This window comes from Streptomyces sp. NBC_00076 (genome assembly GCF_045041235.1).
Lineage (GTDB): Bacteria > Actinomycetota > Actinomycetes > Streptomycetales > Streptomycetaceae > Streptomyces.
The window spans coordinates 2,737,168-2,750,556 of sequence record NZ_CP108242.1 but is presented as its reverse complement, the minus strand read 5'-3'; the positions used below and the strand labels follow the sequence as shown (position 1 = coordinate 2,750,556).

12 protein-coding genes are annotated in these 13,389 nt (G+C 69.2%); 10 read left to right on the top strand and 2 right to left on the bottom strand.

Annotated features, from left to right (window positions below; translation table 11 throughout):
* The first annotated feature begins 2 nt into the window (after positions 1 to 2).
* The 8 genes from murG (at position 3) to OHA64_RS12540 (ending at position 7,240) form a co-directional block, all read left to right on the top strand.
* Positions 3 to 1,100 carry an undecaprenyldiphospho-muramoylpentapeptide beta-N-acetylglucosaminyltransferase gene (gene murG, locus OHA64_RS12575; RefSeq protein ID WP_405612201.1) on the top strand — a complete coding sequence of 366 codons (1,098 nt, stop codon included), beginning with the start codon at positions 3 to 5 and terminating at the stop codon, positions 1,098 to 1,100.
* A gap of 25 nt (positions 1,101 to 1,125) precedes the next feature.
* Entirely contained in the window at positions 1,126 to 1,920 is a 795-nt protein-coding gene (locus OHA64_RS12570; protein WP_405612199.1) for a cell division protein FtsQ/DivIB, read from the top strand.
* 283 nt (positions 1,921 to 2,203) lie between these two features.
* Positions 2,204 to 3,406 (top strand): cell division protein FtsZ, encoded by a 1,203-nt coding sequence (gene ftsZ, locus OHA64_RS12565; protein WP_405612197.1) that lies wholly within the window; start codon positions 2,204 to 2,206, stop codon positions 3,404 to 3,406.
* A gap of 10 nt (positions 3,407 to 3,416) precedes the next feature.
* Positions 3,417 to 4,148: a peptidoglycan editing factor PgeF gene (pgeF, locus tag OHA64_RS12560; protein ID WP_405612195.1), complete on the top strand. Its 732-nt coding sequence runs from the start codon at positions 3,417 to 3,419 to the stop codon at positions 4,146 to 4,148.
* Between the two features lie 6 nt (positions 4,149 to 4,154).
* Positions 4,155 to 4,874, top strand: coding sequence for a YggS family pyridoxal phosphate-dependent enzyme (locus tag OHA64_RS12555; protein WP_405612193.1), 720 nt, complete (start codon positions 4,155 to 4,157; stop codon positions 4,872 to 4,874).
* Positions 4,875 to 5,004: 130 nt separating this feature from the next.
* On the top strand, positions 5,005 to 5,664 hold the full coding sequence (locus tag OHA64_RS12550) for a cell division protein SepF (RefSeq protein ID WP_405612191.1): 660 nt from the start codon (positions 5,005 to 5,007) through the stop codon (positions 5,662 to 5,664).
* A gap of 72 nt (positions 5,665 to 5,736) precedes the next feature.
* Positions 5,737 to 6,021 carry a YggT family protein gene (locus tag OHA64_RS12545; protein WP_362662074.1) on the top strand — a complete coding sequence of 95 codons (285 nt, stop codon included), beginning with the start codon at positions 5,737 to 5,739 and terminating at the stop codon, positions 6,019 to 6,021.
* A 46-nt stretch (positions 6,022 to 6,067) separates the two neighbouring features.
* Positions 6,068 to 7,240, top strand: a complete 1,173-nt coding sequence (locus OHA64_RS12540) for a DivIVA domain-containing protein (RefSeq protein ID WP_405612188.1) — start codon at positions 6,068 to 6,070, stop codon at positions 7,238 to 7,240.
* 169 nt (positions 7,241 to 7,409) lie between these two features.
* Here OHA64_RS12540 and ileS read toward each other — a convergent pair whose 3' ends face one another.
* Together ileS and OHA64_RS12530 are read right to left on the bottom strand one after the other, a co-directional pair.
* Positions 7,410 to 10,565 carry an isoleucine--tRNA ligase gene (gene ileS, locus OHA64_RS12535; RefSeq protein ID WP_405612186.1) on the bottom strand — a complete coding sequence of 1,052 codons (3,156 nt, stop codon included), beginning with the start codon at positions 10,563 to 10,565 and terminating at the stop codon, positions 7,410 to 7,412.
* An 876-nt stretch (positions 10,566 to 11,441) separates the two neighbouring features.
* Positions 11,442 to 12,035 (bottom strand): hypothetical protein, encoded by a 594-nt coding sequence (locus OHA64_RS12530; RefSeq protein ID WP_405612184.1) that lies wholly within the window; start codon positions 12,033 to 12,035, stop codon positions 11,442 to 11,444.
* On the opposite strand from OHA64_RS12530, the gene OHA64_RS12525 reads away from it, so the two are divergent.
* Entirely contained in the window at positions 12,034 to 12,639 is a 606-nt protein-coding gene (locus OHA64_RS12525; RefSeq protein ID WP_405612182.1) for a TraR/DksA C4-type zinc finger protein, read from the top strand. The genes OHA64_RS12530 and OHA64_RS12525 overlap by 2 nt on opposite strands.
* Before the next feature lie 70 nt (positions 12,640 to 12,709).
* On the top strand, positions 12,710 to 13,330 hold the full coding sequence (lspA, locus tag OHA64_RS12520; protein WP_405612180.1) for a signal peptidase II: 621 nt from the start codon (positions 12,710 to 12,712) through the stop codon (positions 13,328 to 13,330).
* Positions 13,331 to 13,389: the final 59 nt, after the last annotated feature.

Sequence of the window (13,389 nt, the reverse complement as noted above, 5' to 3'; positions counted from 1 at the left end):
CGGTGCATGTCGTACTCGCCGGTGGGGGGACCGCCGGCCACATCGAGCCCGCGCTCGCCCTCGCGGACGCCCTGCGCAGGCAGGACCCGACCGTGGGGATCACGGCCCTGGGCACGGAGCGCGGCCTGGAGACCCGGCTCGTACCGGAGCGGGGCTACGACCTCGCGCTGATCCCCGCGGTACCGCTGCCACGCAGGCCCACCCCTGAGCTGATCACCGTCCCGGGCCGGCTGCGCGGCACGATCAAGGCCGCCGAGCAGATCCTGGAGCGCACCAGGGCGGACGCCGTCGTCGGCTTCGGCGGCTACGTGGCGCTGCCCGGCTATCTCGCCGCGAAGCGTCTGGGCGTGCCGATCATCATCCACGAGGCGAACGCCCGGCCCGGCCTCGCCAACAAGATCGGCTCCCGGTACGCCGCCAAGGTCGCCGTCTCCACCCCGGACAGCAAGCTGCGGGACGCCCGTTACATCGGCATCCCGCTGCGCCGGGCCATCGCCACCCTCGACCGAGCGGCCGTACGCCCCGAAGCCCGGGCCGCCTTCGGGCTCGACCCGAACCTGCCGACGCTGCTGGTCTCGGGTGGTTCGCAGGGCGCCCGTCGGCTCAACGAGGTGGTCCAGCAGGTCGCGCCCTGGCTCCAGCAGGCCGGGATCCAGGTCCTGCACGCGGTCGGCCCGAAGAACGAACTGCCGCACGTGCAGCAGATGCCGGGGATGCCCCCGTACATCCCGGTACCGTACGTGGACCGGATGGACCTCGCGTACGCCGCGGCCGACATGATGCTGTGCCGCGCGGGCGCGATGACCGTCGCCGAGCTCTCCGCCGTCGGACTCCCGGCCGCCTATGTCCCGCTGCCCATCGGCAACGGCGAACAGCGGCTGAACGCCCAGCCGGTGGTCAAGGCCGGCGGCGGACTGCTGGTCGACGACGCGGAACTGACCCCCCAGTGGGTCCAGCAGAATGTCCTGCCCGTGCTCGCCGACCCGCACCGGCTGTACCAGATGTCCCGCGCCGCCGCCGAGTTCGGCCGCCGGGACGCCGACGACCTGCTCGTCGGCATGGTGTACGAGGCGATCGCCGCGAGTCGTGCACACCGCTAGGCACGTATGAGGGAAGGCAGGGAGCGTGGCCGGATCGACGACCGCCGAGCGCGGAGAACGCCAGCAGAAGTCGTCCGGCCCGCCGCCCACCCGGAGGTTCACACCACCCCCCCTTCGTGTGATCATCATTCTCGCCGTCGCGCTGGTTCTCCTCGGCGCGGGCACTGTCTGGCTGTTGTACGGCTCGCAGTGGCTGCGGGCGGAAGAGGTGTCCGTCTCCGGGACCCGGGTCCTGACGCCCGCGCAGGTGCGTAAGGCGGCCGACGTGCCGGTCGGGGCGCCGCTGATTTCCGTCGACACTGAGGCGATTGAGACACGACTGCGCCGAAGATTGCCCCGAATTGACTCGGTTGAGGTAGTGCGTTCCTGGCCCCATGAAATCGGACTGGACGTGACTGAGCGTACTCCGGTTCTCCTTGTCCAAAAGGGTCGAAACTTCATTGAAGTGGACGATGAAGGTGTCCGATTCGCTACGGTTTCGCGGGCGCCGAATGGCGTCCCCGTACTGGAATTGACGCTCTCGCAGCCGGGTTCGCGCACCGCGAGCCTGCGCCGCTTCGGCGAGGACCGGCTGGTGCGCGAGGCGGTCCAGGTCGCCGGCGCCCTTCCGGCCGCCGTCGCCCGTGACACCCGAACCGTCAAGGTGCTTTCGTACGACGACATCTCGCTGGACCTGGGAGGCGGTCGCACCGTCGCGTGGGGTAGCGGCGAGAAGGGTGCCGCCAAGGCCCGTACGCTCACAGCTCTCATGAAAGCCACCCCCGGCGCGCGGCACTTCGATGTCAGCGTCCCCACCGCGCCTGCGTCATCAGGGAATTGACGCACATCCGCGCAGGCCAGCACCCTGGTTGGGCAGTGCTACGCCTGATCACATAGGGTGAAAAGAAAAACGGGAGGTTCGGCGTGTTCGTTGAACGTGCGCCACTTGTCGACTTAGTGTCCTGTTCAGAAGACTCCAGGGAACAGACACACTGGTAACCCTAAACTTCAGCGTTAGGGTTCGGGTCGGCGTTATGGACCGTCCCATTCGGCATCTGTCGTCGGACCGCGGGTTCACACCCGTGAGGCGGCGGCAACGTAATTCGAGGCGAGAGGCCTTCGACGTGGCAGCACCGCAGAACTACCTCGCAGTCATCAAGGTCATCGGTGTCGGCGGCGGTGGTGTCAATGCCATCAACCGGATGATCGAAGTCGGTCTCAAGGGTGTCGAGTTCATCGCCATCAACACCGACGCACAGGCGCTGTTGATGAGCGACGCCGACGTCAAGCTCGACGTCGGCCGTGAACTCACCCGCGGACTCGGCGCCGGAGCCAACCCGGCCGTCGGCCGCAAGGCCGCCGAGGACCACCGCGAGGAGATCGAGGAGGTCCTCAAGGGGGCCGACATGGTCTTCGTGACGGCCGGTGAAGGCGGTGGCACAGGCACCGGCGGCGCGCCCGTCGTAGCCAACATCGCCCGCACGCTCGGCGCCCTCACCATCGGCGTGGTCACGCGCCCGTTCACCTTCGAGGGACGGCGTCGCGCGAACCAGGCCGAGGACGGCATCGCCGAACTCCGCGAAGAGGTCGACACCCTCATCGTCATCCCGAACGACCGGCTGCTGTCCATCTCGGACCGCCAGGTCTCCGTCCTCGACGCGTTCAAGTCGGCGGACCAGGTCCTGCTCTCCGGTGTTCAGGGCATCACTGACCTCATCACCACCCCCGGTCTGATCAACCTCGACTTCGCCGACGTGAAGTCGGTCATGTCCGAGGCGGGTTCGGCCCTCATGGGCATCGGCTCGGCCCGCGGCGACGACCGCGCCGTGGCGGCGGCCGAGATGGCGATCTCCTCGCCACTGCTCGAGGCCTCCATCGACGGCGCCCGGGGCGTGCTGCTCTCCATCTCCGGCGGATCCGACCTCGGTCTCTTCGAGATCAACGAGGCCGCCCAGCTGGTCAGCGAGGCCGCTCACCCCGAGGCCAACATCATCTTCGGCGCGGTCATCGACGACGCCCTCGGCGACGAGGTGCGGGTCACCGTGATCGCGGCCGGCTTCGACGGCGGCCAGCCGCCGGCCCGCCGGGAAAACGTCCTGGGTTCGACATCCTCGTCGTCCTCGGCCCGCCGCGAGGAGCCCACTCCGGTACGACAGCCCGAGAGCCGTCCGACCTTCGGCTCGCTCGGCAGCGTCACGCCGAAGGAGGAGCAGGAGTCCGCTCCGGAGCCCGTGGCCGACATCCAGGTCTCCCCGCCGGTTCCGCCGTCGCGGTCCTACACGGACAGCGCGGCCGAGGAACTGGACGTACCGGACTTCCTCAAGTGATTCTCCTGACGTGATAAGACAGCGCGACACCGTGAGCGGCGCGCACTTCGCCTTCACCGACAGGTGGGGCGGGGTGAGCGCCGTTCCGTACGAGGAGCTCAACCTCGGTGGGGCGGTCGGCGACGGCCCCGACGCCGTACGGACCAACCGTGAACTGGCAGCCAAGTCCCTCGGCCTCGAACCCGCCCAGGTGGTCTGGATGAATCAGGTGCACGGGTCGGACGTCCTCGTGGTCGACGGACCCGGGGGCTCCGCTTCCGCGGTCCCCGCGGTCGACGCGGTCGTCACCGCCCGGCGCGGAGTGGCCCTCGCCGTGCTCACCGCGGACTGCACACCCGTCCTGCTCGCCGACCCGGTCGCCCAGGTGGTCGCCGCCGTTCACGCGGGGCGGCCCGGGATGGTCGCAGGGGTCGTCCCGGCAGCCGTCCGGGCCATGATCGAAATCGGCGCCGAACCGTCCCGGATCGTCGCCCGCACCGGACCCGCCGTCTGCGGCCGGTGCTATGAAGTGCCGGAGGAGATGCGCGCCGAGGTCGCCGCCGTCGAACCGACGGCGCACGCCCGGACGAGCTGGGGCACTCCGGCGGTCGACGTGGCCGCCGGAGTGCATGCGCAACTCGAACGGCTCGGGGTGCGCGACCGGGAGCAGTCGCCGGTGTGCACGCTGGAGTCGGGGGACCACTTCTCGTATCGCCGCGACCGGACCACGGGACGGCTCGCGAGCTATGTCTGGCTGGACTGATGGGGCATGACGGAACGTAAGGACGAACTCGCCGCGAATCTGGCGAACGTGGAGGAGCGCATCGGCTCAGCGTGCGCGGCCGCCGGGCGAGAGCGCGCGGAGGTGACCTTGATCGTGGTCACCAAGACGTATCCCGCGAGCGACGTGCGGATGCTGTCGGAACTCGGCGTGCGGCACGTGGCCGAGAACCGTGACCAGGACGCGGCCCCAAAGGCCGCCGCGTGTACGGATCTGCCGCTTTCCTGGCATTTTGTCGGCCAGTTGCAGACCAACAAAGTGCGATCCGTGGTCGGCTACGCGGATCTTGTGCAGTCCGTCGATCGTTCCAAGTTGGTGACGGCCCTGTCCAAGGAGGCCGTACGGACCGAGCGCGAGGTGGGCTGCCTGATCCAGGTCGCCCTCGACGCGGGCGAGAATGAGCGGGGGGAGCGAGGTGGTGTGGCGCCGGGCGGGATCGAGGAGTTGGCCGGCCTCATCGCCGAGGCTCCGGGTCTGCGGCTGGACGGACTGATGACCGTCGCGCCGCTCACCGGCGAGTATGCGGGGCGTCAACAGGCGGCGTTCGAGCGGTTGATGGATTTGTCGACTGACCTGCGCCGAGGCCATCCGACTGCCACCATGGTCTCGGCAGGGATGAGTGCGGACCTCGAGCAGGCCGTGGCGGCCGGAGCGACACATGTACGCGTTGGCACCTCGGTACTCGGAGTCCGCCCCAGGCTCGGGTAACGTCGCCAGGAAGTCGGACCACAGCCGAAAATATGGTCATTACCGCTTAAAAGCGGGCATAACGACCTCGTGGATCGCGGGCACTTGGCAGCAGTCAGTCGATCCACCACAGAGCGGAGGACTCAGAGCAATGGCCGGCGCGATGCGCAAGATGGCGGTCTACCTCGGCCTCGTGGAGGACGATGGGTACGACGGCCGCGGTTTTGACCCCGATGACGACTTCGAACCCGAACTGGACCCGGAGCCCGAGCGGGACCGTCGACGGCATGAGCCGTCACACCAGTCGCACGGCTCGCACCAGTCCCACCAGGCGCTTCAGTCTGAAAGGGACGAATCGGTACGAGTCGTACAGCCTTCGGTGCCGCGCGAGCCGGTGCCCCGATCCGCTTCGCTCGCCGCGGAATCCGGGCGGCCGGCGCGCATCGCGCCCGTGGCATCCATCACACAAGAACGCGCAAGTCTGGAGAAGAACGCACCGGTGATCATGCCCAAGGTCGTGTCGGAACGAGAGCCTTACCGGATCACCACACTTCACCCTCGAACCTACAACGAGGCCCGTACCATCGGGGAACACTTCCGTGAGGGCACCCCGGTGATCATGAATCTGACCGAGATGGACGACACCGACGCCAAGCGACTTGTCGACTTTGCGGCCGGTTTGGTGTTTGGTCTTCACGGCAGCATCGAGCGGGTGACGCAGAAGGTGTTCCTGTTGTCGCCTGCTAACGTCGATGTCACGGCGGAGGACAAGGCCCGCATCGCAGAGGGCGGGTTCTTCAACCAGAGCTGAGACGCACGACCGGAAACAGCGGGACAAGCAGTACCCAGCAGCACGGAAACAGGGGAGAGGGAAGCACCAGTAATGAGCGTGGTCCTGGATGTCGTCTACATCGCGCTGATGTGCTTCCTCATCGTGCTCATCTTCCGGTTGGTCATGGACTACGTCTTCCAGTTCGCCCGCTCGTGGCAGCCCGGCAAGGCGATGGTGGTCGTTCTGGAGGCCACTTACACTGTCACTGATCCACCGCTCAAGCTTCTACGGCGGGTCATCCCGCCGTTGCGTCTCGGGGGCGTGGCGCTCGACCTGTCCTTCTTCGTACTGATGATCATCGTCTACATCCTGATCTCCGTCGTGAGCCGGCTGTGAACGATACGGTCTTGCCGAATGCCGACGACTACGTTGAGGTGAAGAGATGCCGTTGACCCCCGAGGACGTGCGGAACAAGCAGTTCACGACCGTCCGCCTCCGAGAAGGCTATGACGAGGACGAGGTCGATGCCTTCCTCGACGAGGTTGAAGCCGAACTGACCCGACTGCTTCGCGAGAACGAGGACCTGCGCGCCAAGTTGGCCGCGGCCACGCGCGCTGCTGCCCAGAACCAGCAGAACATGCGCAAGCCTCCGGAACCGCCGCAGGACCAGCAGCAACAGCAGCAACAGGGCATGCCGCCCCAGCAGGGAATGCCTCAGCAGGGTATGCCTCAGCAGGGAATGCGCGGTCCCGGCGCTCCGGTGCCAGCCGGCATATCTGGCCCGCCGCAGCAGCAGATGGGTGGCCCCATGGGTGGCCCGCCCCAGCTGCCGAGCGGTGCGCCGCAGCTGCCCGCCGGCCCCGGTGGCCAGGGCGGCCCGCAGGGTCCCGGTCCGATGGGCCAGGGGCCCATGGGTCAGGGCCCGATGGGTGGCCAGCCCCCCATGCAGCAGCAGATGGGTGGCCCGATGGGTGGCCCCATGGGCGGTCCTATGGGCGGCCCCGGTCAGGGCCCTGGTGGCGACAGCGCCGCCCGTGTCCTCTCGCTCGCCCAGCAGACCGCCGACCAGGCGATCGCCGAGGCGCGTTCCGAGGCCAACAAGATCGTCGGCGAGGCGCGTTCGCGTGCCGAGGGTCTTGAGCGTGACGCCCGTGCCAAGGCCGATGCCCTGGAGCGGGACGCGCAGGAGAAGCACCGCGTCGCGATGGGCTCCCTGGAGTCCGCCCGCGCCACGCTGGAGCGCAAGGTCGAGGACCTGCGTGGCTTCGAGCGCGAGTACCGCACGCGCCTGAAGTCGTACCTGGAGTCGCAGCTGCGTCAGCTGGAGACTCAGGCCGACGACTCGCTGGCCCCGCCGCGTGCTCCGGCTGCCGCGTCGCTGCCGCCGTCCCCGGCGCCGTCGATGGCGCCGGCCGGTGCGAGCGCCCCGTCGTACGGTGGCAACCAGTCGATGGGCGGCGGGCCGTCGCCTGCTCCTCCGTCCTACGGCGGTCAGCAGCAGATGTCCCCGGCCATGACCCAGCCGATGGCGCCGGTACGGCCGCAGGGCCCGTCGTCGATGGGGCAGGCTCCCTCGCCGATGCGTGGCTTCCTGATCGACGAGGACGACAACTGATGTTGGTGGACAACTGACGGTTGGTAGTACGACGTAGATGTCGGAAGCGTTCAGGGCGGGGCCCCGGATTTCGATCCGGGGCCCCGCCCTTTTGCGTGTCCTGGCGGCGTTGAACGTCACAAGGGCCCGGCCTCCCCGAGACGGGAGACCGGGCCCTTGTGCGTTCGGCTTACGCCTTGCGCAGGCGGAACGTCAGTGTGAGGCCTTCGTCCGTGAACGGAGTGCCGTAGCTGTCGTCCGCCTCGCCCTGGGCGAAGTCCGTACCGAGGACCTCGTCGGCGATCAGGCCGGCGTGCTCGGTCAGGGCCACGATCACCGCCGGGTCCGTCGCCGTCCAGCGCAGGGCGATGCGGTCGGCCACGTCCAGGCCGCTGTTCTTGCGGGCCTCCTGGATCAGGCGGATCGCGTCACGGGCCAGGCCCGCCTGCCGCAGTTCCTCCGTGATCTCCAGGTCCAGTGCGACCGTCGCACCCGAGTCGGACGCCACCGACCAGCCCTCGCGCGGGGTCTCCGTGATGATCACCTCGTCGGGAGCCAGGGTGACCGTCTCGCCGTCGACCTCCACCGACGCGGTGCCCGCGCGCAGCGCCAGCGACAGTGCCGCCGCGTCCGCGTTCGCGATGGCCTTCGCCACGTCCTGGACGCGCTTGCCGAACCGCTTGCCCAGGGCACGGAAGTTGGCCTTGGCCGTGGTGTCGACCAGGCTGCCGCCGACCTCGCTCAGGGACGCCAGCGCCTCGACGTTCAGCTCCTCGGTGATCTGCGTGTGCAGCTGCGGGTTCAGAGCGTCGAAGCCCGTCGCCGCGATCAGCGCCCGCCTCAGCGGCTGACGCGTCTTCACGCCCGACTCCGCGCGGGTGGCGCGGCCGAGTTCCACCAGGCGCCGCACCAGGAGCATCTGCTGGGACAGCTCCGGGTCGATCGCCGTCAGGTCCGCCTCCGGCCATGACGTCAGATGCACCGACTCCGAGGCGCCCGGGGTGACCGGGACCACCAGGTCCTGCCAGACCCGCTCGGTGATGAACGGAGTCAGCGGGGCCATCAGCCTGGTGACCGTCTCCACGACCTCGTGCAGCGTGCGCAGCGCGGCCTTGTCGCCCTGCCAGAAGCGGCGACGGGAGCGGCGTACGTACCAGTTGGACAGGTCGTCGACGAACGCCGAGAGCAGCTTGCCGGCGCGCTGGGTGTCGTAGGCCTCCAGGGACTGGGTGACCTGGTCGGTGAGGGCGTGCAGCTCGGACAGCAGCCAGCGGTCCAGCAGCGGGCGGTCGGCCGGGGCCGGGTCCGCCTCGCTGGGCGCCCAGTCGGACGTGCGCGCGTACAGGGCCTGGAAGGCGACCGTGTTCCAGTACGTCAGGAGGGTCTTGCGGACGACCTCCTGGATCGTGCCGTGGCCGACGCGGCGGGCCGCCCACGGGGAGCCGCCGGCCGCCATGAACCAGCGGACCGCGTCCGCGCCGTGCTGGTCCATCAGCGGGATCGGCTCAAGGGTGTTGCCCAGGTGCTTGGACATCTTGCGCCCGTCCTCGGCGAGGATGTGGCCCAGACAGACCACGTTCTCGTACGACGACTTGTCGAAGACCAGCGTGCCGACAGCCATCAGCGTGTAGAACCAGCCGCGGGTCTGGTCGATGGCCTCGCTGATGAACTGCGCCGGGTAGCGCGCCTCGAACAGTTCCTTGTTCTTGTGCGGGTAGCCCCACTGCGCGAACGGCATCGAACCCGAGTCGTACCAGGCGTCGATGACCTCCGGCACGCGCGTGGCGGTCTTCTCGCACTGCGGGCAGGCGAAGGTGACGTCGTCGATGTACGGGCGGTGCGGGTCGAGGTTCGACTGGTCGGTGCCCGTCAGCTCGGTGAGTTCCGCGCGGGAGCCGGCGACGGTGAGGTGGTCGTCCTCGCAGCGCCAGATCGGCAGCGGGGTGCCCCAGTAGCGGTTGCGGGACAGCGCCCAGTCGATGTTGTTGTTCAGCCAGTCGCCGTACCGGCCGTCCTTGACCGTGTCCGGGAACCAGTTGGTGTTCGCGTTCTCCTGGAGGAGACGGTCCTTGATGGCGGTGGTGCGGATGTACCAGGACGGCTGCGCGTAGTAGAGGAGCGCGGTGTGGCAGCGCCAGCAGTGCGGGTAGCTGTGCTCGTACGGGATGTGCTTGAAGAGGAGGCCGCGCTGCTGGAGGTCCTCGGTGAGCCGTTCGTCCGCCTTCTTGAAGAAGACGCCGCCGACCAGGGGGACCTCCTCCTCGAAGGTGCCGTCCGGGCGGACCGGGTTCACGACCGGCAGGCCGTAGGCGCGGCACACCTTGAGGTCGTCCTCACCGAAGGCGGGGGACTGGTGGACCAGGCCGGTACCGTCCTCGGTCGTGACGTACTCGGCGTTCACCACGTAGTGCGCGGGCTCCGGGAACTCCACGAGCTCGAACGGGCGTTGATACGTCCAGCGCTCCATCTCGGCGCCGGTGAAGGTCTGGCCGGTGGTCTCCCAGCCCTCGCCGAGCGCCTTGCCGACGAGCGGCTCGGCGACGACCAGCTTCTCTGTGCCCTCTGTGCCCTCTGCGCTCTTCGTCGCGACCACGTAGGTGACCTCGGGGTGCGCGGCGACTGCCGTGTTGGACACCAGCGTCCAGGGGGTCGTCGTCCAGACCAGGAGCGAGGCCTCGCCGGCGAGCGGGCCGGAGGTGAGCGGGAAGCGGACGTACACGGACGGGTCCACGACCGTCTCGTAGCCCTGCGCCAGCTCGTGGTCCGACAGGCCGGTGCCGCAGCGCGGGCACCAGGGGGCGACGCGGTGGTCCTGGACCAGCAGGCCCTTGTCGAAGATCTCCTTGAGCGACCACCACACCGACTCGATGTACGCCGGGTCCATCGTGCGGTAGGCGCCGTCGAGGTCGGTCCAGTACCCCATGCGGGTCGTCAGCTCGGCGAACGCGTCGGTGTGGCGGGTCACGGACTCGCGGCACTTGGCGTTGAACTCGGCGATGCCGTACGCCTCGATGTCCTGCTTGCCGCTGAAGCCGAGCTCCTTCTCCACCGCCAGCTCGACGGGCAGACCGTGGCAGTCCCAGCCGGCCTTGCGGGCCACGTGGTAGCCGCGCATGGTGCGGAAGCGGGGGAAGACGTCCTTGAAGACGCGTGCCTCGATGTGGTGGGCGCCCGGCATGCCGTTGGCGGTGGGCGGGCCCTCGTAGAACACCCACTCGGGGCGGCCCTCGGACTGGTCCAGGGTCTTGGCGAAGATCTTCTGCTCGCGCCAGAAGTCGAGCACCGCGTGCTCGAGCGCGGGCAGGTCGACCTGGGCGGGCACCTGGCGGTACGTCGGCGTTGTCATCAGCGAGCTTCCTCCGGCGGACTTGCTGCCTTCCGTCCGGAGGGACGAGAGCTGTGTCATTCCTGCGCCGCTTTCGGCGCGCTCCCGCGGTACCACCCTCCTTGGCTCTCCGGTGCGCCTTGCACGCCGGTGAGCCCCCTCATTGGGGTCGCGATGCCGGTTCTACTCGCCGCTGGTGGGTCTCTGCGGCTTTCTTCCGGCGACTCCGGGGTGATCTTCACGTCGCGCTCGCCCCCGGGCTTCCACCGTCCCCGGGTCGCTCTGGGCTGCGTACGCCGCTACTCGTCCCCATCCACGCTTTTCGCTCCGCCCAGTGTACGGCGCCGCGAGGACAGCGGCCGACCGGTTTTCCGGCGCCGGGCTGCGGGGCTCGGCGGCGCCCGGCGTGACCCGAATGGCGAGGTGCCTTGGTTCGGATCCTGGGACGGCCCGCCCGGCGGATTACCCGGCGGGGAGCTGGGCACAACGCATGCAGGTTTGCCGCACGGCTTCCGCGAGGTGGTGATTCGGGCGGTTTGCCCCGTTGCCGCGGGGCTGAAGTCGATTTATCGTCCCAGCACGATTCACGTGCAAGATCACAATATGTGAAGGGGCCGCGGCCATGGTGGCGAAGAAGACCGCCGTACAGCAGTCGGCGCCCGGGTCCCCGGGTGCCTCCGGCGGTGCGGCCAGGGGCGTCGGCGGGATGAAGAGCGTGCAGGGGGGTGCGGCCGAGCGGGAGAGCAAGGCTGTGCAGACGGTGCATACGGCGGTGAGTCCGGCAGTGGGTACCGCGGTGAAGGACGCCGTCGCGAACGAGGCGGCCGCCGGGGGGACGGGGACGGGGGTGGGGGGCAAGGCCGCCGAGGGCGCTGTCGCGAAGAAGGCGGCTGGGAATCAGGCGGCACCGGGGAGGAAGACCCCTGGGACGACGGCTGATGTCGACAAGGCTGCCGAGAAGAAGGGCTCGGGGAGGACGGCCTCGGGGAAGAAGGCGTCTGGGAAAACTGCCTCCAGGAAGACGGCTGCGGCTTCGACGGGGGCTCCTCCCAAGAAGGCGGTCGGGGAAGAGGTGGCGGAGAGACCAGGGGGCGAGGAGGGGGAGGGCGGCGAGACGGCGGCCGGGAGGAAGGCGGCGGCCGGGAAGGCGGGTGCCGAGGGCGCGGGTGCCCGGGAAGCAGAGGGGGACGAGGCGGCCGTGGCGAGGAGAGCCGTGGCCAAGAAGGCGGCTGGGAAGAAGACGGCCGCGAAGAAGAGTGCTGCCGGGAAAGGCGGGTCTACGGAGGGCGCCTGGACGGAGGGCGCCTCGACCAGGAGAGCGTCTGCGGGGAAGGCGTCTGCGGGGAGTGCCTCCACGAAACGCGCCTCTTCAGGGAGCGCGGGTTCGAAGGGTGCGTCCAAGGAGGGTGCTTCCGCGAAGGGTGCGTCCGAAGAGAGCGCTTCCGCGAAGGGTGCGTCCAAGGAGGGTTCCTCCGCGAGGGGTGCGGCCATGAAACGCGCTGCTACGAAGAGCGCCCAGAAGAAGGGCGCAGCCAAGACGACTGCGGCCAGGAAGAGCACGTCCAAGAAGACGGGCGCGGCCGAGGCCGCGGAGCAGACGGGAGCCACGACCGTGGTTGCGAAGAAGACCCCTGGCACGGCCACGGCGGCGCAGACCGCCGTACCCAAGGCGCGCGTGCGCGTCGCCGCAGCGGAGCCCGGCGAGCTCGCGGTGCGCCCCGGCGAGGACCCCTGGACCCCGGAAGAGGTCGCGGAGGCACGCGCCGAGCTGCAGTCGGAGGCGACGAGGCTGAGCAACGAGATCACCACCTCCGAGGAGTCCCTCGTGGGCCTGATGCGGGACTCGGGGGACGGAGCCGGCGACGACCAGGCGGACACCGGCACGAAGAACATCACGCGCGAGCACGAGTTGGCACTCGCCGCCAACGCGCGCGAGATGCTCATCCAGACCGAGCGCGCCCTGGGACGGCTCGACGCGGGCACCTACGGCCTGTGCGAGAACTGCGGCAACCCCATCGGCAAGGCACGGATGCAGGCGTTCTCGCGGGCCACCCTGTGCGTCGAGTGCAAGCAGAAGCAGGAACGCCGGTACTGACCAGTACCCGGGTGCCGGTGGGCGTGCCGTACTCTCGTCCTCAGTCAGGTACCTAGGTTGAGGGACTCACGTGGCAGAGGCGGAGCGGATCATCGGTACGCCGGATTCCCCGGAGGGGGCTGGGGCCGAGCCGGAGCAGTCGTCCGGTCCGGATTCCGGTTCGGATTCCGGTTCGGCGGGGCAGGACGCGGGCGCGCGACCCAGGGGCAAGCGGCGGATCGCCGTCCTGTTCGCGGTCGCGGCGTTCGCCTATGCCCTCGACCTGATCAGCAAGATGATCGTGGTCGCCAAGCTGGAGCACCACGCGCCGATCGAGATCGTCGGGGACTGGCTGCGGTTCGAGGCCATCCGCAACGCGGGCGCGGCCTTCGGTTTCGGCGAGGCCTTCACCGTGATCTTCACGATGATCGCGGCGACCGTGATCGTGGTCATCGCCCGGCTCGCCCGCAAGCTCTACAGCCTTCCCTGGGCGATCGCGCTCGGCCTGCTGCTCGGCGGCGCGCTCGGCAACCTGACCGACCGGATCTTCCGTTCGCCGGGCGTGTTCGAGGGCGCGGTCGTCGACTTCATCGCGCCCAAGCACTTCGCGGTCTTCAACCTCGCCGACTCGGCGATCGTGTGCGGCGGCATCCTGATCGTGCTGCTCTCGTTCAGGGGGCTCGACCCGGACGGCACCGTCCACAAGGACTGAGTCCGTAGGTCCGGGAGGGGTTGTCCACAGGCTCCGTACGGGGTGGTCCGGCCCGTCCG